22 protein-coding genes are annotated in these 17,442 nt (G+C 61.4%); 14 read left to right on the forward strand and 8 right to left on the reverse strand.

The annotated features are described in order from the left end of the window. Positions 1-51: 51 nt before the first annotated feature. The 9 genes from O9Z70_RS10990 (at position 52) to O9Z70_RS11030 (ending at position 4,203) form a co-directional block, all read left to right on the forward strand. On the forward strand, positions 52-945 hold the full coding sequence (locus O9Z70_RS10990) for an SDR family oxidoreductase (protein ID WP_286018863.1): 894 nt from the start codon (positions 52-54) through the stop codon (positions 943-945). An 8-nt stretch (positions 946-953) separates the two neighbouring features. Beyond that, the gene (locus O9Z70_RS10995) at positions 954-1,211 is read left to right on the forward strand and encodes a hypothetical protein (protein ID WP_286018864.1); all 258 of its coding nucleotides are present in this window, start codon (positions 954-956) and stop codon (positions 1,209-1,211) included. Positions 1,212-1,310: 99 nt separating this feature from the next. Beyond that, complete coding sequence (locus O9Z70_RS11000) at positions 1,311-1,508, forward strand: hypothetical protein (RefSeq protein ID WP_286018865.1); 198 nt, start codon at positions 1,311-1,313, stop codon at positions 1,506-1,508. Between the two features lie 8 nt (positions 1,509-1,516). Then, entirely contained in the window at positions 1,517-1,963 is a 447-nt protein-coding gene (locus tag O9Z70_RS11005; protein WP_286018866.1) for a PPC domain-containing DNA-binding protein, read from the forward strand. A gap of 68 nt (positions 1,964-2,031) precedes the next feature. Beyond that, positions 2,032-2,226 (forward strand): hypothetical protein, encoded by a 195-nt coding sequence (locus O9Z70_RS11010; protein ID WP_286018867.1) that lies wholly within the window; start codon positions 2,032-2,034, stop codon positions 2,224-2,226. A gap of 47 nt (positions 2,227-2,273) precedes the next feature. Further along, entirely contained in the window at positions 2,274-3,095 is an 822-nt protein-coding gene (locus tag O9Z70_RS11015; RefSeq protein ID WP_286018868.1) for a TIGR02587 family membrane protein, read from the forward strand. A gap of 8 nt (positions 3,096-3,103) precedes the next feature. Next, entirely contained in the window at positions 3,104-3,508 is a 405-nt protein-coding gene (locus O9Z70_RS11020) for a hypothetical protein (protein ID WP_286018869.1), read from the forward strand. Between the two features lie 85 nt (positions 3,509-3,593). Continuing rightward, complete coding sequence (locus tag O9Z70_RS11025; protein WP_286018870.1) at positions 3,594-3,830, forward strand: hypothetical protein; 237 nt, start codon at positions 3,594-3,596, stop codon at positions 3,828-3,830. A 4-nt stretch (positions 3,831-3,834) separates the two neighbouring features. Beyond that, the gene (locus O9Z70_RS11030) at positions 3,835-4,203 is read left to right on the forward strand and encodes a DUF6766 family protein (protein WP_286018871.1); all 369 of its coding nucleotides are present in this window, start codon (positions 3,835-3,837) and stop codon (positions 4,201-4,203) included. A 49-nt stretch (positions 4,204-4,252) separates the two neighbouring features. Here the strand turns inward: O9Z70_RS11030 and O9Z70_RS11035 are convergent, their stop codons facing one another. Both O9Z70_RS11035 and O9Z70_RS11040 read right to left on the reverse strand, forming a co-directional pair. Then, the gene (locus O9Z70_RS11035; RefSeq protein WP_353057795.1) at positions 4,253-4,852 is read right to left on the reverse strand and encodes a cysteine hydrolase family protein; all 600 of its coding nucleotides are present in this window, start codon (positions 4,850-4,852) and stop codon (positions 4,253-4,255) included. Positions 4,853-4,866: 14 nt separating this feature from the next. After that, positions 4,867-5,202 (reverse strand): hypothetical protein, encoded by a 336-nt coding sequence (locus tag O9Z70_RS11040; RefSeq protein WP_286018872.1) that lies wholly within the window; start codon positions 5,200-5,202, stop codon positions 4,867-4,869. Positions 5,203-5,335: 133 nt separating this feature from the next. On the opposite strand from O9Z70_RS11040, the gene O9Z70_RS11045 reads away from it, so the two are divergent. After that, complete coding sequence (locus tag O9Z70_RS11045; protein ID WP_286018873.1) at positions 5,336-5,527, forward strand: DUF2934 domain-containing protein; 192 nt, start codon at positions 5,336-5,338, stop codon at positions 5,525-5,527. A 34-nt stretch (positions 5,528-5,561) separates the two neighbouring features. Here the strand turns inward: O9Z70_RS11045 and O9Z70_RS11050 are convergent, their stop codons facing one another. The 3 genes from O9Z70_RS11050 to O9Z70_RS11060 all read right to left on the reverse strand — a co-directional run bounded on the left by O9Z70_RS11050 (position 5,562) and on the right by O9Z70_RS11060 (position 8,653). Then, positions 5,562-6,377, reverse strand: coding sequence for a carbohydrate ABC transporter permease (locus O9Z70_RS11050; protein WP_286018874.1), 816 nt, complete (start codon positions 6,375-6,377; stop codon positions 5,562-5,564). After that, positions 6,367-7,281 carry a carbohydrate ABC transporter permease gene (locus tag O9Z70_RS11055; RefSeq protein WP_286018875.1) on the reverse strand — a complete coding sequence of 305 codons (915 nt, stop codon included), beginning with the start codon at positions 7,279-7,281 and terminating at the stop codon, positions 6,367-6,369. Before O9Z70_RS11055 ends, O9Z70_RS11050 begins: the two co-directional genes overlap by 11 nt. Positions 7,282-7,381: 100 nt before the next feature. Next, complete coding sequence (locus O9Z70_RS11060; RefSeq protein WP_286018876.1) at positions 7,382-8,653, reverse strand: ABC transporter substrate-binding protein; 1,272 nt, start codon at positions 8,651-8,653, stop codon at positions 7,382-7,384. Positions 8,654-8,985: 332 nt separating this feature from the next. Here O9Z70_RS11060 and O9Z70_RS11065 point away from each other — a divergent pair, with 332 nt between their 5' ends. Genes O9Z70_RS11065 through O9Z70_RS11080 form a run of 4 tightly spaced genes read left to right on the forward strand, consistent with a single transcriptional unit; the run spans position 8,986 to position 14,192 of the window. Then, on the forward strand, positions 8,986-10,179 hold the full coding sequence (locus tag O9Z70_RS11065) for an ROK family transcriptional regulator (RefSeq protein WP_286018877.1): 1,194 nt from the start codon (positions 8,986-8,988) through the stop codon (positions 10,177-10,179). 25 nt (positions 10,180-10,204) lie between these two features. Beyond that, positions 10,205-11,701: a M81 family metallopeptidase gene (locus O9Z70_RS11070; RefSeq protein WP_286018878.1), complete on the forward strand. Its 1,497-nt coding sequence runs from the start codon at positions 10,205-10,207 to the stop codon at positions 11,699-11,701. 39 nt (positions 11,702-11,740) lie between these two features. Beyond that, positions 11,741-13,105 carry a M24 family metallopeptidase gene (locus O9Z70_RS11075; RefSeq protein WP_286018879.1) on the forward strand — a complete coding sequence of 455 codons (1,365 nt, stop codon included), beginning with the start codon at positions 11,741-11,743 and terminating at the stop codon, positions 13,103-13,105. 19 nt (positions 13,106-13,124) lie between these two features. Beyond that, positions 13,125-14,192, forward strand: coding sequence for an ABC transporter ATP-binding protein (locus tag O9Z70_RS11080; protein WP_286018880.1), 1,068 nt, complete (start codon positions 13,125-13,127; stop codon positions 14,190-14,192). 52 nt (positions 14,193-14,244) lie between these two features. Here the strand turns inward: O9Z70_RS11080 and O9Z70_RS11085 are convergent, their stop codons facing one another. The 3 genes from O9Z70_RS11085 to O9Z70_RS11095 all read right to left on the reverse strand — a co-directional run bounded on the left by O9Z70_RS11085 (position 14,245) and on the right by O9Z70_RS11095 (position 17,435). Further along, the gene (locus O9Z70_RS11085) at positions 14,245-15,132 is read right to left on the reverse strand and encodes a universal stress protein (protein ID WP_286018881.1); all 888 of its coding nucleotides are present in this window, start codon (positions 15,130-15,132) and stop codon (positions 14,245-14,247) included. Positions 15,133-15,193: 61 nt separating this feature from the next. Beyond that, positions 15,194-16,315 carry a baeRF11 domain-containing protein gene (locus O9Z70_RS11090; protein ID WP_286018882.1) on the reverse strand — a complete coding sequence of 374 codons (1,122 nt, stop codon included), beginning with the start codon at positions 16,313-16,315 and terminating at the stop codon, positions 15,194-15,196. Between the two features lie 265 nt (positions 16,316-16,580). Then, the gene (locus tag O9Z70_RS11095) at positions 16,581-17,435 is read right to left on the reverse strand and encodes an intradiol ring-cleavage dioxygenase (protein WP_286018883.1); all 855 of its coding nucleotides are present in this window, start codon (positions 17,433-17,435) and stop codon (positions 16,581-16,583) included. Positions 17,436-17,442: the final 7 nt, after the last annotated feature.

The following is a 17,442-nucleotide window of genomic DNA, read 5'->3' on the forward strand; positions in this document are numbered from 1 at the left end:
GAACGCTTGTCCGGCCTGCGGCATTGGCTTTCGCAGCGCAAGGAGGCCGCGATGACAGACCGTTTCACCATGCAGGATCCCCGATATCAATATCCGGCGCCGCCTTTCCCGCGTCAGACCCAGCCACGCCCAGGCCTGGTGGGAAAGATGGAACCGCCACCGGACCATGGCGAGGAAAGCTATGCCGGATTCGGCCGGCTATTGGGCCGCAAGGCGCTCATCACCGGCGGCGATTCCGGCATCGGGCGGGCGGCGGCCATCGCCTTTGCCCGGGAAGGCGCCGATGTCGCGATCAATTTCCTGGCCGTCGAAGCGGACGATGCCAATGAGGTGATCGGATATATCGACAAGGCCGGGACCAAGGGCATCGCCCTGCCCGGGGATGTCTCGGACGAGGCCACCTGCAAGCGCATCATCGCCGATGCGGTGGACCAATTGGGCGGCCTGGATATCCTCGTCATCAACGCCGGGCGCCAACAGGCCCGCGAGTCGGTGGAAGACGTCAGCAGCGCCGATTTCGACAAGACGCTCAAGACCAACCTTTATGCGCTGCATTGGCTTGCCAGGGCCGCCGTGCCACATCTTCCGCCGGGCGCTTCGGTTATCACCACCGCGTCCATCCAGGCCTATGAGCCCTCGGCCCACCTGCTCGACTACGCCACCACCAAGGCGGGGATCGTCGCCTATACCAAGGCCCTGGCCGAGCAATTGATCGAAAAGGGCATCCGGGTCAACGCGGTCGCCCCCGGCCCCTTCTGGACCGTCCTTCAGCCCAGCGGCGGACAATTTCCCGAGAAAGTCGAGACCTTCGGGCAGAACAGCGCCTTCGGCCGCCCCGGACAGCCCGTCGAACTGGCGCCGATCTATGTGCTGCTCGCCTCCCAGGAAGGCAGCTTCATCACCGGCGAGGTCTTCGGGGTCACCGGTGGCAAGGGCATCGCCTAGGTGAAGCCATGGCCGAAAAAATCACCGGCGAACAGCTTCGGGACGATATCGATGCCGGCAGGACCGGCGACAAGGTGGCCTTTCCCGATCCCGCCGCCGCGCCGCTGGAGACCGACGCGGAAGCAGGCGGGGTATCTACCCGTTTTCCGTCCGAAAGGCGCGATGTCGCTCACGATCCGGGCGATCGCTGGGGCGGAATGGCGCTCTATATCGGCATGATCGTCGCCCTTGCCCTCGTCGTCGCCGCGATCTGGCTGGCGACATAGGGGCATCGGTCGACCCTTGGCGATATCATCGGGCCATTGCCGACGAAACTCTGTTCCCGCCCGCGCGTTGAGCTTCAAGGCGGAAAGTGGAGGAGCATCATGGGCACCAATTTCGAACTGGCGGCAAAGACGCTGGTGGACCAGCATTACGCCGCCGGGCCGGACCAGATGAAGCAGGTCCTGGCCCAGGCGCTGAAGGAGGCGGCGACGCCGCCGGAGCCTGTCGGCGATCCGCGGAAGCGGCTGGAGCGGGAAGTGGCCGAACTTGAAAAAGCATCCGAGCGCGGATCGGAATAGGACCAATCATGCAGAGCAAGCTTATCCACGAGGCCGATGGGCAAAAGACTTATGCCATCGTTCTGGCCAGCGGCGACGAAGCGATGGCCAGCCTGAAATCCTTCGCCCAGGCGGAACAGCTCTCGGCGGCCGGCTTCACCGCCATCGGCGCTTTCGAACGCGCTGAACTGGCCTATTTCGACTGGGAGACCAAACAATATCGCGCCATTCCTGTCGATGCGCAGGTCGAAGTCGCGAGTTTTACCGGCGATGTCGTGCTGGGGCCGGATGGCGAACCGGCAGTACACGCCCACGCGGTGTTGGGATTGCATAATGGCTCGGCTCTTGCCGGACATCTTCAGAGAGGCATCGTGCGCCCTACCCTCGAAATTATCCTGACCGAGTCGCCGAGCTATTTGCGCAAGCGCCTGGATCCGGAGAGCGGCATCCCGCTTATCGATCCGGGCAAAGCCTGACCTGAACCGCAACAGGGAGCCAAAGCCGGAGGATAGGCGTTCAGGCTAGGCAATTGAGGAGCCATCAAATGCCCGGCCCAAGCGAACCAGTCAGCCTCAACGACCCTCATTCGGAAGATGAAGAACATTATCACGATCAGGCCCGGCCCGGCGGCGCCAGGCCGCCGCCTGACACGGTCCAGAAGGTCAATCCCCAAACCCATAGCGGCAAGGCGCCAACGAAGCCGGCCCATGACGGGAAAACCGGCGGGGCGGGCAAATGAACGGCCCGTCCTCATCTCGATCGCTTTCGGCACAATCCCGGTGACGCATGAGCGAGGTTTCAGATTCGTCGCTGCGCCCCCTGGCGGTTGATCTGGGACGCGCCTTTGGCGGCGCCCTGATCTTTTCCCTTCCCATGATCATGACCATGGAAATGTGGGAACTGGGCTTCACCATGAATCGCTGGCGGCTGCTGCTGCTATTGCTTGCCAGCGTCCCGGTGCTCATGTTCCTTTCTCACTATTCCGGCTTCGAGCGCACCGAGGGCTGGCAGGACGATCTCCGCGATGTCGGCGTCGCCTATGGCGTCGGCATCCTGGCCAGCGGCGCCATCATGCTGCTGCTCGCGATCACCGGTCCCGGCATGTCCCTGTCGGAGCTTGTCGGAAAGCTCGTGCTTCAGGCCGTACCCGCCGCCCTGGGCGCCCTGCTGGCGCGAAGTCAGCTTGGCCAGGACCGCGATGAAGATGGTCCGGAAGAGGGGTATCGAGGGGAACTGGGCGTGATGGCCGTAGGCGCCCTCTTTCTCAGTCTCAACATTGCCCCGACCGACGAGACCATGGTGATCGCCTATCGCATGACTCCCTGGCACAGCCTGCTGCTGGTCGTCGTCTCCATTCTCGTCATGCATGGCTTCGTTTACGCCGTGGAGTTCAAGGGCAGCGGCGCCCTGCCTCAAGGCACCCCGATATGGCAACCGCTGCTGCGCTTCACACTGGTCGGCTATGTTATGGGCCTTGCCATCGCACTTTACGCGCTTTGGACTTTTTCCCGGCTGGATGGCATGTCGCTCCACCAGATCGTCGCCGCCATCATCGTATTGGGCTTTCCCGCCGCAATCGGCGCCGCCGCCGCCAGGCTCATCCTGTAGGAGCGCCAATGTCGACCCCCGACGCAACCACGAAAAGCAACAATAACGGCAAGGTCCATGCCGTGGAATGGGTCCTGGGCGGCTTGTCGGGCCTGATCGTCCTGGGCCTTGCGGGATTCCTGGTCTTTGAAGGGATCACCAAGTCCGGCGGCGAGCCATTGCTGAGCCTGCAAGTGGTCCGCATTGTCAATCACGCACAGGCATATGGCGTGGTGATCGAAGTGCGCAATGTCGGCCACGCCACCGCCGCCGAAGTGGAAATCGCCGGCATCCTGGCTGGCGACCCCCTGCCCCGCCATGCCGTCCTCGACTATGTGCCCGCCGAATCGGTGCGCGAAGTAACGTTCAATTTTACCGCGCCGGTTTCGGAGGACACGCTGGAACTCTTCGTGCTGGGATTTGTCGATCCCTAACCCTCGAACCCCGGCCAAAAATTGCCGCTGCGGAACGCCCGTCACCTCCCATTCGTTGTTCCGGGCATCGCATCGGAACGACATCATGAAAGCTTTGTTCGGGCCCCACCTGGGCAGTTCGGCCACTGAATTTCGCCTGTGTGTGTTTGAGGCTGGCATTCTGATCATGGCGCTCAACGCCAGCGATTTCCCCGCCGATCTCGCCTGCGTCGTGACCGGTACGCCGATAACGACTGGAGAGTTCATCCAGCAGGGCGAACTGGTGCGGCTGGGTGCTTGGAGCGCACTTGCCTGGACCTGGATGCACAACCAAAGGGAATAGAACCATGTCACCGATGCGCAAATATGGCTTCGCCTGGGTCACGCTGGGCTTTTTCGGCATCAGTCTTGTCGGGCATTGGCTGTTCGGCTGGTTCGCCTATGTCGACGAGCAGGCCATGCATCACGCACCGATACAGGTCGGCGGCTATGTCGTCGAGATGCTCCGGGACACCCTTGAGAACTGGCAATCGGAATTCCTGCAATTGTTATGGCAGGTGGTGGGCCTCTCGATCCTGCTTCAGGTGGGCTCGCCGCAATCGAAGGATAGCGAAGACCGCTCCGAGGCGAAGCTCGATGCGATCCTGCGCAAAGTCGACCCCCAGGGCGCCGACGAAACCCTCAAGACATTGAGTCGGAAATATCCAGATCATTAGCTGCTCAATTGCGCCGATATTTTCAGGCATCCTGCCGCAGACACTGGCGTCACGATGCTTGTTCCTGCCAAAGCTGAACCAAATCCTCGACGCTGGCGATGGTGAGCTGGGTCTGGAAGCGGTTCTTGTAGATTTCCAGCGTGGCATCATGCGTCGCATCGGCCGAACCGAACAGCGCGTCTATCGGCAGAACGACGTGATACCCCAGATCGATCGCCCCCATCACCGTGGCCAGAACGCAGATATCGGTTTCACCGCCGCTGATCACCACGGAAGTGATGCCCCGGGCGCGAAGCGCATTATGCAGCGCCCCCGAAAGCCAGGGCGAATAGATGGCCTTGTCGAAAAGATGCGCCGGCGGCACGAAGCGGGCCAGGGACGGAACCAGGTCCAGCAGGCCCGGCGCCAGATTTCGACGAACCATGCCGGGCCATCGTTCATAATAGCGGCGCCAACCGCCTCCAGCGCTTTCCACCGTTTCCGGCGGCAGGAACCGGGTGAATATGGTGCGGGGCGCCGAAGCCGCCACGAGCTCCTCGACGGCAGGAAGAATTCGCTTCAGCCATGGCGCGTGCCAATCGGTCTCCTCAGCGAAGAGCGATTGCATATCGACACAGATATGCACCCAGTTTCGATCCAGATCCAACACAGCATTTTCGCCCGTCACGCGTCGCGGCTGGCCTCTGTCGCCCTGGCCAGCTCCAGCGCTTCCGCCTCATTGAGCCGAAGCGGCGCCGGGCCCAATTCGCCCCAGGCCGGCTGCCAGAGGTCGCTGCTTTGAAGAGCGATGACGATCTCGGAAAAGCCATATAATTCCCGCGCGGCCTCGGCTTTTTCCAAGGCCTCCTCGACGGAATTGCACATCGCCTCATCGGCATCCGCATCCGGGCGCGCGGGCCACCAGATGGAGGCTATTGGTGAACCGTTCTCGCCGCGCTCGATGCCGACGGTAACGGCGTCAGGCGCGTCTTCCCCGATTTCTATCTGCCGGTAATGCATGATCCGCTCCCTTCCCTGCTGGAACAATACTCAGCACGCTTTTGTTCCAAAAGCCGGGAGCCAATGTCATGGAGCCCCGTTGACTTCGAGCCCGGTATTTGGGCCGGCCAAACCTGACGCAGGATGCGATGACGTGACCAAGGATCCTTGGATCGATCCGGAATTTGAGCATTCCGTACGGCAGACGGCCTATTTCCTCTGGGAGCAGGACGGCCGGCCGGAAGGAAAAGAGCAGGAATATTGGTTCAAGGCCCTGGACCGTTGCCTGCGGCAGCGTGAAGCCGACCAACTCCTGCAAGTGCCGCCTCCACCGTCGAAGTCCTGACCCAAGCCGATCATGCCGCCTCGGCGTCGCGACCCTATTTCGAACTGCCACCCAGAACGCCCGCGACAAACGCCCGCTGGAAGAGCAGGTATGCCAGAAGAATGGGGCCGATCGTGATGATGGTCGCCGCCATCAGGGTGCCGTGTTGCACCTGAAAGCCGCTGGTCAAGGCGTTGAGGGCGACCGTTACGGGACGGGCATTGTCGTTATTGGTCAGGGTCATGGCAAACAGAAGATCGTTCCAGACGGCACGGCTCTGAATGACGCTGAGCGCGGCCAGACCGGACCCGGATGCCGGCAAGAGGACCTTGTAGAAATATTGGCCGTGTCCACAGCCATCCAGAAGCGCCGCTTCGAACATGGAGCGCGGCACCGACGCGAAGAAATTGCGCATGAAGAAAGTGCAAATCGGTACGCCATAGGCGACGTGGACCAGCCACATGCCCGGTATGGAATTGTAAAGCCCCAGATTGCGCATCAGCGAGAACAGCGGAATCTGGACGATCTGGTAGGGCACGAGCATGCCCGTGAGCAGGAACATATAGATGACAAAGCCCAGCCGCCCTTTGATCTGGGCCAGCGGATAGGCGGCGATGGCGCCGACCAGCACGGAAAGCGCAACGCCCGGCACGGTGATCATCAGGCTGTTGGCAAAGGTCGGTCCGAGCCGCCGCCATGCTTCGGCATAATTGTCGAAGGTCGGGGCGAAGGGCAGCGACAGCACGTCGAGCACCTCTGCCGGGGTCTTCAGCGAGGTATTGATGGCGACCAGGATCGGCACTGCCATCAACAGACCGACGATCAGGGCCAGTCCATGCCTGAGCCAGGATGTGCTTTGATCATTGATCATTGGAGGCCTCCTCGACGCGGCGGGCCATATAGATGATGAACGGCAGGATTACTGCGGCGGAGATGAGCAGCATGAAGACCGCGATGGCGCTTGCTTCGCCCATTTTGAGCCGTCCGAAGGCGACGTCGAACATCTGCGTTGCCAGCACGTCGGACGCATAGGCGGGGCCGCCGGCGGTCGTCGCCCAGACGATGTCGAAAAGGCGCATGGCGTCGACGCTGGACATTCCCAGAGCCACAGCGGTGGAAGGCCAGAGCAGCGGAAAGGTCACCTTGGTGAAAGTCTGCCAGGCGCTGGCGCCATCGATGCGCGCCGCCTCCAGACATTCACGTGGCAGGTTCTGCAAGCCGGCGAAAAATACGATGAACGAGAAGCCCACCGACCACCATGCCGCCGACACCATCAGCGAATAGGTGACGATGGCGGTATCGCCGATCCAGTTCTGCGCCAGAAAGCCGAGGCCGATTTCCTCCAGCACACGGGTGATGAGCCCCGCACTGGGCTCATAAAGCCAACGCCAGATGGCGGCGACCGCCACGGGCGGCAATGTATAGGGAAGGAAATAGACGAATTTCGCCAGCCCGCGTCCATGCACCAGCGAATTGGCCAGCAGCGCCAGCGCCAGGCCTAGCCCGGTTGGGGCAAGAACATAGAAGACCAGCCAGCGCAGATTGTTGAGCAAGGAGTTATGGAAACGGCCATCGCGCAGCAGGGCCGCGAAATTGCCGAAACCCACATCCACCCGATTGGGTGACAAGCCATCCCAACGCTGAAAGGCAAGAACGAAGGTCTCGAAGACCGGATAGATATAAAAAAGGCAGAACATGCCGACAGGCAGCGCTAGAAAAAGGGCATAGACGCGCATCGAGCCGCTTTGCCAGGGGGCCGGAGGATCTTTTGCCATGTCGTCTGCTCCGATATAGGCGGATTTGGTCGTCGGATTTCAGCGAGAGGCGGCTGCCCGAAGACAGCCGCCTCCTTGGCCCAGGAGGGAGGCCCCGGGATTACCAAGTCACGAACAGGCCCTGATCCTTGGCGGACAGGCGCAGATTCTCCAGCGTGGCAATCGCCGATTCCATCGTCGCGTCGGACGGGTCGGCGGCAAAGCGCTCGATCTGTACGCCCAGTTCCGAACCCAATTCGGTTGGCAGCAGGAAGAACAGATTGGGCAGAACGGCGCCATTCTGTTCGGCCGCCATCATCGTCTCATAGGTCTTGACCCCGATGGCGTCATAGATGTCGGTCGGCGTTTCCAGATTGGCGGCGACCGAGCCCTTATGGACGTTGAACGCGGCCTGACCTTCCGGCCCCGCGGCAGCCCGCAGCAAGGCGTCGGCGGCCGCATTGGACATTTCGGTGCCGTTCGGCGTCGCGATGGCATCCACTTGGATCACCACTGCCCCGCCCGTGCCCGGCGCCGCGAAGAAATCGTAATCGGTGATCGCCTCCAGCCCGACATCCTTGAAATAGCCCGCAGCCCAATCGCCCATCTGGTAGAACACCGCCCTGCCGGCGACAACGTCATCGGCACCCTGCGGCCAGGTTTTACCCGACCAGTTGGCGATATAATGCTTGGCATAGGTGTCGCGGTAATTGGCCAGCGCGGCGCGGAACTCATCGCTGTCGAAAGACAATTCGCCCGAACCGAGCTGGAAATAGCCTTCCGCGCCCACGGCGGCGATCAGTGGCACGTAGAAATTGTAGAGGCTCCAGAAGGGTCCACCGGCATTGGCCAGGCAGCCTTTGCCGGCCGCTTCGATAGCTTCGCAAGCCGCCTGCAATTCCTCGAAGGTCGTGGGAATGGCGATACCGAGTTCGTCGACCAGCGCCTTGTTGTAGAAGATATTGCTGATCGCATGCATATTGAGCGGCACGGCGTAAGGCACGCCTTCCACTTTCATCACGCGTTGCAGCCCGACAGGGAAAATCCGGTCGCCACCGAACTCATCCCAAAGCGGGGAAATGTCACGAAGCTGACCTGCATCGGCAAAGGTCTTGAGTTCATAGCCCATGGAACTCTGATAGGCCGCCGGCGGTGTGCCGCCGAGCAATGCCGTCTGCAATTGCCGCCGCAATTCGATCGCGTTGCCGGGGAAATCCTGCCCCACAATGGGGGTTTCGGGCGATTGCTCATTGGCAACGGACAGCAATGCCTCGACAGCATCGAGTTCGGCGCCACCACCCCAATAGTGCCAGACCTGGCTGGCGTCCTGCGCGTGAGCGGAGGTGGAGAGCATGGTGGAGAGCGCGATAGCGGCTCCAAGTTTCTTCATCATCAAATCTCCCTTGACTTGCGGATCTTTTTTTCTGATCCTAGGAAAAATGATAACGACGAGCTTTACCAAGAGTCAAGCGACAGCATAAAGAATTGAGAGCTTATAGAAAGATTGGCCAGTAATGGCCCGTCATATAGAGCAATCATGTAATTTTTTGGTAGAATTTACAATGTTCATTGTACTTTTCACTCGAGAAGACTGCCAAAAAGTCCAACCATACTGCTCGATAGCGCACATAACTGCATGGATAGATCAAAAATACGCAGAAATTATGGCCTGAAGAAGCTGCGTCAGGGCTGCGAACCTCAAGATTAGTGCGAGCATCGGATAAAATGATCAGAGATAGCAGGGGAGTGGCCGGATCGCATTCATCGGTGCTGCGGAGGGCGAATTCGATCGAGATTTTTCACGCCATCCGCCTGCAGCCGGGCATATCCCAGCGCGAAATCGGCGACCGCACCGGCATCGACAAATCCACCATCTCGGCCGTCATCAATCAGTTCGATTCCCTGCGGCTTCTGGAGCGCGTCGCGGATGAAACCCGCAAGGGTCGCGGGCGGCCATCGGAAAGCTTCAAGCTCAATGGCGCCGCCGGAATGATGCTCGGCATCGATATCGAACCGGAGCGTCTTGTGGTCATCTCTGCCGGCATAGACGGACATCTGCTGCACACCAGCGAATATCCTGCCGTCGTGCACGAGAACGAATTCGCCGACAGCGTGGCCGCGGCGGTATCGACGCATCTCGACCAGAGCGGCAAATCCCTGGCCGAGGTGCGCTCCATCGGGGTCTGCCTGCCCGGTCTGGTCGATCGCAGCGGCAAACTCATTTCCTCGTCGAATTTCCGCTGGGGCACTGTCGACGTCGCGGGCGAACTGAGCCAGCGTCTCGGCCAGCGCGTCTGGGTGGACAATGACGCACGCGGCGCCGGGCTGGCCGAACGCCTGTTCGGCTGTTGCGTGGACGTCGACGACTACGTGTTCATCGATTCCCATTCGGGCGTTGGCGGCGCGCTCTATCTGGAGGGCGCGATTTACGCCGGCTCGCTTGGCATTGCAGGCGAAATTGGCCACACCAAGATCGTGCCCTTTGGCCGGACCTGCCAATGCGGCGATGGCGGCTGTCTCTCCGCCTATATTTCCGGGCCCGCTTTGCGCCAAAGCTTCAAGGGGACCGGCCTCGTCGCCAATTCATTTCCCGAGATGAAGGCATTGGCGGATCAGGGAATTCCGGAAGCATTGGGCGTGCTCGATGAAGCCGGCCAGATTCTCGGCCTGGCGCTATCCAACTTCATCAACCTGCTCAACCCGCCCAATATCGTGATCGGCGGCGGGCTGGCAGTGCTGGCACCCCACCTGATGCCGCCGGCGGAACGCATATTGCGCCGTCATGCCCTGCCCGAGGCATTGGCGCATTGCACGATCCTGATTTCAAAGCTTTCGCAGAAGCCGCATTCCCACGGCCCCCTGGCGGTGGCTCTGCAGGGACTTTCCTATCTTAACGCCGACGGACCATTCCCGTGGTGAGCGCTTATTTTCCAAGGACCATCTCATGACTGAATTGCGAATTGCCATTGTCGGCCTTTCCGTTGAGTGCCTGATCGGCTCGCCGCTCAAGACGGAACAGGCAGACATGCAGATTTATCGCGGCCAGGAAATGATCGATGGCGATCTGTGGATGGTGCGCGGCGTCCTGCAGCGCCTGGCCGAAGACGACCATGTCCTGGCCGTGCCGCTGATGTGGGCGACCGCTTTGCCCGGCGGCGCGCTGACATCCGATAATTATGCCGCGATCCGGAAGGAAACTGTCGAATTGCTGCGGCAAAACGGTCCTTTCGATGGTGTGGTTGTCATCAATCACGGCGCGCTCGAAGTGGATGGTCTCACCGTCCAGCCCGATGCGGACTTTCTCGAGGCGGTTCGCGAAGCGGTCGGCCCGGACGTGCCGGTCGGCGCTTCGCTGGATCTGCACGGCCATATGAGCCCGCGATTCATCGAGTTGGCGACCGTCATCAGCGCGCTGCGAACCGCGCCGCATCGCGACGATCGCCAGACTGGCTATCGCACCACCGATCAGCTATTGCGCGTGCTGCGCACCGGCATCAAGCCGCATATCTCCGCCGTCACGATTCCGATCCTGACCGCCGGCGAGGCGGCGGTGACCACCACCGAACCCGGAGCGAGCCTTTACGCGAGCCTTGCTTCATACGATGCGCGGGACGGAATCATGGAAGCCAATATTCTCGTCGGCTTCGCCTTCAACGACGTCCCCTGGGGCGGCATGACGGCGCTCGTCACCAGCGATGGCGACGCCGAACTGGCAACTTCCTGCGCGCAGGAATTGGCGAATGACATCTGGCAACGACGCCACGACTTCGTGCTGCGCATGGAGACAGCCAGCGTGACCGAGGGCCTTGCGCGCTTGGCCGCGGCAACGGAGGGGCCGGTCTTCGTCAGCGATTCCGGCGACAACACCACCGCCGGCGCGCCGGGGGACCTGACCGGCATATTGCAGGCGATGCTCGACCTGCCAGCCCCGCCTAAGGCCGTTGTCGCAGGCATCACGGCGCCGCAACTGGTGCGGAAAGCGCTCCGGGCAGGCATCGGCGCCCAGATCGAGATCACGCTGGGCGATGAGCATATCAGCCTCGCAGGCACGAAGAAGGTTGTCACCGGCGAGATCATCAATGGCGGCGAAGAACTGCACCTCTCCGGCTTCCAGCCCTATCGCAGCGTCGAGGCAGCCTGGACCGCGATCCGTTTCGGCGATATCGTGGCGACCTTCCACGCACGGCCCATCGGCATAACCACGCCCGAGCACTTCGACTCCATGGGCCTTGACCGCGCTGCCTTTACCGCATTCGTGGTCAAGCTGGGCTATCTGCACCCGCGCATCGAAGACATCGCGCACCGCCATATCCTGCTATTGAGCGAAGGCACTGTTTCGCTTGACCTGGAAAACCGCGATTGGCGCCACATCGTGCGCCCGGCCTTGCCGGCCGACCCCGACTTCGCTTGGTCTCCGGGCAATTCCACCTATACCGGCTGACAGCCACATCCAACCACCCTTTACAGAAGAAGGCTTGATATGACCGTCGTCCTCAAGGAAATTTCCGTTCCCGATTTCGGTGTGCCCGAGGCCCGCCCGAAAGTGCCCGCCGCCACCTACGAGGCTCGCGTAACCTCGCTTATCAACCGCGCCGCCAGCGATTGGGTCGTGGTCTATGCCGACCGCGAACACCTGGCCAATATCGCCTTCCTGACCGGCTTCGAACCGCGCTTCGAAGAAGCCTTGCTCTTGCTGGGCCGCAATGGCGAGCGCATCATCGTCACCGGCAACGAAAGCATCGACTATACGCCCGTGGCGATCCTGCCGAACACGCGCGGGGTGCTGGCGCAAAGCTTCAGCCTCATGGGCCAGGATCGCAGCCAGTCTCCCGATCTCATCGCCATATTGCGCGAATGCGGCATTTCGAGCGGCCAGTCCATTGCCCTTGCCGGATGGAAATACCTGGTCGCCGAGGAGTGGAGCGATAGCGCCCCGACCTTCTTCGTGCCCGCCTTCGTTGTGGACAGCCTGCGCGCGGCGACCGGCCCTTCCGGGCGGATCACCGATGCGACGGCGATCCTCATGAGCCCGGCCGATGGCATCCGCGCCATCGTCGATGCCGACGAAATCGCTCAGATTGAATGGGGCTCGGCGCGCAGTTCCGCCGCCGTGTGGAAGATCGTGCAGGGCTCCAAGCCCGGCATGAGCGAATTGCAATGCGCAGCGCTCATGGAATATGCCGGCGAGCCGCTGAACTGCCATGTGATGATGAGTTCGGCCACCGCGCCCGAAGCCGTTATCGGCCTCCGCAGCCCCTCGGCCCGGCAGATCAGGCCGGGCGACGGCGTCACCACCGCCGTGGGCTATTGGGGCGGCCTGTCGTGCCGCGCCGGCCTCATGGCCGATCACGACGATGCCTTCCTGGAAAAGGCCATTGCCTATTTTGGGGCGTTGCGGGCCTGGTACGAGACCGTGGATATCGGCGTGGCCGGCAAGGACGTGGCAAAGGCGGTCGAAGCCGAACTGGCCACCGTCGGTCTGCGGCCGGCCCTGAACCCCGGCCACCTCATCAGCCACGACGAATGGATGAACTCGCCCTTGCGCGCGGGGTCCGAAGATGTGGTGAAGTCCGGCATGGTGTTCCAGGTGGATATCATTCCCGCGCCAATGGCCGCTGGCCAGGGGCTCAACTGCGAGGATGGCGTCGTTATCGCTGATGAACAATTGCGGGCCCGGATCGCCGAGACGCATCCGGAAGTCTATGCCCGCATGCAGGCACGGCGTGACTTCATGCGCGACGTTCTCGGCATCACGCTTAAGGACTGCATTCTGCCCTTGTCCTCGACGCCGCTGTGCTTCCCGCCGTTCTGGACCAAACCGAACCAGTTGCTCGTCGCAGCCTGATCAAGACCGGAGAAACACCATGGCCAAGGTTCGTATCGACGGTGTGCGGAAATCCTTCGGGGATGTCGAAGTCCTCAAGAATATCGACATCGACATCACCGATGGCGAATTTCTGGTTCTGGTCGGTCCCTCGGGATGCGGAAAATCGACGCTACTGCGCTCGATTGCCGGACTTGAGGGCATAACCGCCGGACGAATCCACATTGGCGAAGAAGACGTGACGGAGCGCCCTCCCAAGGGGCGCGACGTCGCCATGGTGTTTCAGAACTACGCGCTCTATCCCCATATGACAGTGGCGCGAAACATGGGCTTCTCGCTCGAACTCAAGCGCGCATCGCGCGCCGAGCGGGAAGCCGCCGTGGCCAAGGCCGCAGAAATTCTCGGGCTGACCCCATTGCTCAAGCGCTATCCCCGCCAATTGTCCGGCGGGCAGCGTCAGCGCGTCGCCATGGGCCGGGCCATTGTGCGTAACCCGCAAGTCTTCCTGTTCGACGAGCCGCTCTCCAATCTCGACGCCAAGCTGCGCGTCACCATGCGGTCCGAAATCAAGCAATTGCACCAGCGGCTGGGCAGCACCATCGTCTATGTGACCCACGACCAGGTGGAAGCCATGACCATGGCCGATCGGATCGCCGTCATGCATGGCGGGGTGCTCGAACAATTGGGAACGCCGCAGGAGCTCTATGAGCGTCCGGCCAACCGGTTCGTGGCGACCTTTATCGGCTCACCGTCGATGAACCTCATCCATGGCGAGGTGATAGCGGAAGGCGGACAAGTCCTGTTCCGCACCATTGCCGGCACCCTGCCGCTTGCGCCGAAATACATGGCTCTGTCCGGCCGCTCGGTCGAAATGGGCATCCGTCCAGAAAATTTCGTGCTTGCCGATGCCGGATTGTCGGGAACCATCACCCAGATCGACCCGATGGGTGCGGAGCAGCATTTGTTCATCGATGTGGGCGGCCCCCAGATCGTGACTATCGACCGGGTCCGCCTCGATAACCGCGTCGGACAAACCGCCACCATCGCCTTGGGCGCCCATGAGCCGCATTTCTTCGACCCCGATAGCGGTCGGCGGATAGACGCCTGACATAAGATAAGGGCCGCCAGGGGCTGACCGGGCCTCTCGGCCCGAGCCGGTGCTATACTGCCGAATCCGGCACCACCAGAACATCGCATCCCGAACCGGCCAGGACCTTGCGCGCAACGCTTCCCAGCAGATGCTGGGTCACGGCGTTCGCGCCCTGCGTCCCGAGAGCCACCAGGTCCGTTCCGCGCCGGCGCGAAGCATTGAGCAGGACAATGGCCGGATTTCCCTGAACGATTCTAACCCGCGCCGCTTCCGGCAACCGCCCGTTCTCGCCGAATGTGTCCATGACCTGCTGACGGGCGGCCTTGGCTTTCGCCCGGCGATAGCGGTCGATTTCGGCTTGCGGCGTGCCCGCCTTGAGCATGGCCTGCTCGAATGCGAGTGGAATTTCGATTGTGTGAATGAACTCGCGCGATGCGCTGGGCGACACGCGCGCGGCGCAATGCGCGGCCGCTTTCGCATGATCGGAGAAATCGACGCCGATAGCGACATGGCCATAGGGCCCCAGCGCATGCTTGCGCACGATCAGCACGGGACAGGGCGCACATCTGACCACGCGATCCGCCGTGGAACCGAAGACCTTTTCTCGCAAGTTCCTGGCAATGCCGGGGCCGATGACGATCAGGTCGGCATGGTGGGAGCGCGCCAGCGTTTCAATGATTGCGTGGGGCTTGCCAGCATCGATATGGACGATTGCGGGCCTGTCTGCTTTCTGGAGCAGGGCTTGAAGCTGTCCGGCCCTCTCTTCCCTGATCATCGCCGACAGCGCGTCCGTGTCGATCGATAGCGGCAAGTCGGGATCGCGAGGCGGCAGGGTCTCGACGATATGCACGCCGACGAGTTGCGCTTTATGCTCATTGGCCAGAGCGATGGCCCGATCGGCGACCTGCGTACTGTCGTCCTCCAACGCCATCGCAACCAATATGATCTTTATCGACATAGCGTCTTCCCCGTCGGAGTAAGTGCAAGGGGACGGCTGCCGCCCCCTTGCACGTTCCTTGTCAATGCGGATAGCGCAGGATCGCCGCCAGGTCGCCGCCGCCGGGAATGTCCTCGCGCCGGACCCCCAGCACCGTTGCGCCATTGACGAAAGCGCGGGCGGTGATCTGGTCGACCACGCCATAGGCCTTGGCGTCGTCCTGCTCAACGAAGGTCACGGCGCCGCTTTCATTGTCGATAAAACCGGCAACAACGGAATCGATGTCGACCAGCAGCGTCTGGATCGCTCCGAACGTCGCCGCGCGCGCCGCGTCGGAAATGTCTGTCGTCGTGCGGCGTTCCCCAGCGCGCTTGTCGAACACCGCCCTGATATCCGCAACCTGCTTGGCATAGGCATTGTCGAGAACCGGCCGCGCCCGTGCGACCAGTTCGGCTTCGGTCAGCCGGTCGGGGCTGTCTGCGATCGTCTCGGGCAACAGGGCCGAATAGGAACAGATCTGCTTGAACAATTCCGCGACCCTGCCTGTCGCCGCCAGGATCAGCGGGGTTTCGCGACCGGCAAGAACTGATCGCAGGGCTGCATCGACCTGTCGGACATATTGCTGGAGCCGGACATTCTGGCCTTCCGAACCATGAATGCGGCCGCTGAACGAGCGGTCGTTGAGCGTGGACTTCCCCAGCGCCGACGCGGCATCCTTCGGCAGGCCCGGCACCTTGATTTCGCTTGCCGGCAGATCGGCATTCATTTCCACCAGCCGGACGGCGTTCTCCGACAGAGCAAGAATGAAGGCCGAGTGCGGAAAGGTAATCGCCCGGAACAGCGGCTTGAGATGGAAGCGGTCGGAAACCTGCACCATGGAGGTCAGCTCGTTGGCCAGCCGATATGTCTGGATGCTGTCCGGCGTGGCGAAGACGGCGAGGCTGTTCGCTTGAAACCGCCAGAACTCATCGTCGTCGAGCAGATCGTTGAGGCCATCCAGCAGCAAAGCCAACCGCCTTTTGTCCAGACCGGCTTCCTCGAGCTGAAGCTGCACCTCCTTGATGAAATTTTTCATTTCGATGCGGGACGCCTGTATGTTCTCGGTAACGGGCGTTGTTTTCAAATAAATCGAAACGCAGGCATCGGCGCGCTTGTCCGCCACCAGAGCAAATTCATTTCTAGTGGGAATGTCGAGATGAAGCATGAATTCTCCTTTCGCAATCGGATACCTTTGTACCCTGACAAGCCCGAAAGGCCATGGGTGTTCTCCGAACAAATGCTTGATGCGGCTCGATATCGCAGCTTGTTTGCTTTCGGACCTATCAAGAATTGACGTGCCGACACACAAATAGTTCGACACGCCGACAGCGTTGGCCATGCCAAGCCAGGCATGATCGCCGCCGCCGGCGCGTGGAGAAGGTCAGCGGTTGCAGCCGAGAACCGCTGGTACATTCCGGTTTCTGTTTCTCTCAGGAAGCCGGCTCTGCCCGGGTTATCACGAAATCGAAGGTCGAGCGCCAGGCGGTGTCGTCTGCTGCCTCCATTGTCGCGACAAGTGACGATTTGACGCCGAAGACGGCATCGGAGCTCAACCATTGATCGCCATCGACGAAGGTATGGGTGACGATGGTTTCATGGCCGGGAGCGCTGACAATGAAATGCATATGGGCCGGACGATTGGGATGGCGGCCGAGAGCGCCGAGCATTTGGCCCACCGGGCCGTCATCGGGGATGGGGTAGGAAACCGGACGGATGCCGCGGAAACTATAGGCGCCATCGGCGCCGGTGACGAAAATGCCGCGATTGTTCCATTTCGGCTGAATGCCCGGCTGCTGCACGTCATAATAGCCATCGGCATTGTCGCACCACACATCGATGCGCGCGCCCTCGATCGGATTGCCGGCGCTATCGCGCACTTGGCCGGTAAACAGACAGCTCTCGCCCTTGCCATCGAGCGATATATCGGTGCCCATGGGATATTCTGGAGCGCCGGGGACATGAAACGGCCCCAGCACCGTGTTCTCGGTAGCCCCCGAGGGCCGCCGATGATTGATGGCGTCCACCAGCATCGACAAGCCCAGCACGTCGCTGAGGAGAATGAATTCCTGCCTATTGGCGTCGCACATCTGACCGGTGCGGGTCAGGAAATCGATGGCATAGGCCCATTCCTCCTGGCTCAGTTCCACATCCTTGGCAAAGGCATGCAGATGCTTGACCAGCGAGGTCATCACCGCGGCAAGCCGCGGGGAGATATCGGCGCCCATGCTGGCATTGACCACTTCTTCACTGCGCTCTTCGGTGAAATAGTCGATTGTATCGGTCATGGATGAC

The sequence above is a fragment of the Devosia sp. YIM 151766 genome (genome assembly GCF_030285925.1).
Classification (GTDB): domain Bacteria; phylum Pseudomonadota; class Alphaproteobacteria; order Rhizobiales; family Devosiaceae; genus Devosia.

What these genes read in the sequence shown, in the direction of transcription:
- O9Z70_RS11065 (WP_286018877.1), top strand. Translation starts at nt 8,986, where the DNA reads ATGATCAGAGATAGCAGGGGAGTGGCCGGATCGCATTCATCGGTGCTG.
- O9Z70_RS10995 (WP_286018864.1), top strand. Translation starts at nt 954, where the DNA reads ATGGCCGAAAAAATCACCGGCGAACAGCTTCGGGACGATATCGATGCC.
- O9Z70_RS10990 (WP_286018863.1), top strand. Translation starts at nt 52, where the DNA reads ATGACAGACCGTTTCACCATGCAGGATCCCCGATATCAATATCCGGCG.
- O9Z70_RS11055 (WP_286018875.1), bottom strand. Translation starts at nt 7,281, where the DNA reads ATGGCAAAAGATCCTCCGGCCCCCTGGCAAAGCGGCTCGATGCGCGTC.
- O9Z70_RS11030 (WP_286018871.1), top strand. Translation starts at nt 3,835, where the DNA reads ATGTCACCGATGCGCAAATATGGCTTCGCCTGGGTCACGCTGGGCTTT.
- O9Z70_RS11085 (WP_286018881.1), bottom strand. Translation starts at nt 15,132, where the DNA reads ATGTCGATAAAGATCATATTGGTTGCGATGGCGTTGGAGGACGACAGT.
- O9Z70_RS11060 (WP_286018876.1), bottom strand. Translation starts at nt 8,653, where the DNA reads ATGATGAAGAAACTTGGAGCCGCTATCGCGCTCTCCACCATGCTCTCC.
- O9Z70_RS11010 (WP_286018867.1), top strand. Translation starts at nt 2,032, where the DNA reads ATGCCCGGCCCAAGCGAACCAGTCAGCCTCAACGACCCTCATTCGGAA.
- O9Z70_RS11015 (WP_286018868.1), top strand. Translation starts at nt 2,274, where the DNA reads ATGAGCGAGGTTTCAGATTCGTCGCTGCGCCCCCTGGCGGTTGATCTG.
- O9Z70_RS11080 (WP_286018880.1), top strand. Translation starts at nt 13,125, where the DNA reads ATGGCCAAGGTTCGTATCGACGGTGTGCGGAAATCCTTCGGGGATGTC.
- O9Z70_RS11090 (WP_286018882.1), bottom strand. Translation starts at nt 16,315, where the DNA reads ATGCTTCATCTCGACATTCCCACTAGAAATGAATTTGCTCTGGTGGCG.
- O9Z70_RS11000 (WP_286018865.1), top strand. Translation starts at nt 1,311, where the DNA reads ATGGGCACCAATTTCGAACTGGCGGCAAAGACGCTGGTGGACCAGCAT.
- O9Z70_RS11025 (WP_286018870.1), top strand. Translation starts at nt 3,594, where the DNA reads ATGAAAGCTTTGTTCGGGCCCCACCTGGGCAGTTCGGCCACTGAATTT.
- O9Z70_RS11020 (WP_286018869.1), top strand. Translation starts at nt 3,104, where the DNA reads ATGTCGACCCCCGACGCAACCACGAAAAGCAACAATAACGGCAAGGTC.
- O9Z70_RS11095 (WP_286018883.1), bottom strand. Translation starts at nt 17,435, where the DNA reads ATGACCGATACAATCGACTATTTCACCGAAGAGCGCAGTGAAGAAGTG.
- O9Z70_RS11040 (WP_286018872.1), bottom strand. Translation starts at nt 5,202, where the DNA reads ATGCATTACCGGCAGATAGAAATCGGGGAAGACGCGCCTGACGCCGTT.
- O9Z70_RS11070 (WP_286018878.1), top strand. Translation starts at nt 10,205, where the DNA reads ATGACTGAATTGCGAATTGCCATTGTCGGCCTTTCCGTTGAGTGCCTG.
- O9Z70_RS11075 (WP_286018879.1), top strand. Translation starts at nt 11,741, where the DNA reads ATGACCGTCGTCCTCAAGGAAATTTCCGTTCCCGATTTCGGTGTGCCC.
- O9Z70_RS11005 (WP_286018866.1), top strand. Translation starts at nt 1,517, where the DNA reads ATGCAGAGCAAGCTTATCCACGAGGCCGATGGGCAAAAGACTTATGCC.
- O9Z70_RS11050 (WP_286018874.1), bottom strand. Translation starts at nt 6,377, where the DNA reads ATGATCAATGATCAAAGCACATCCTGGCTCAGGCATGGACTGGCCCTG.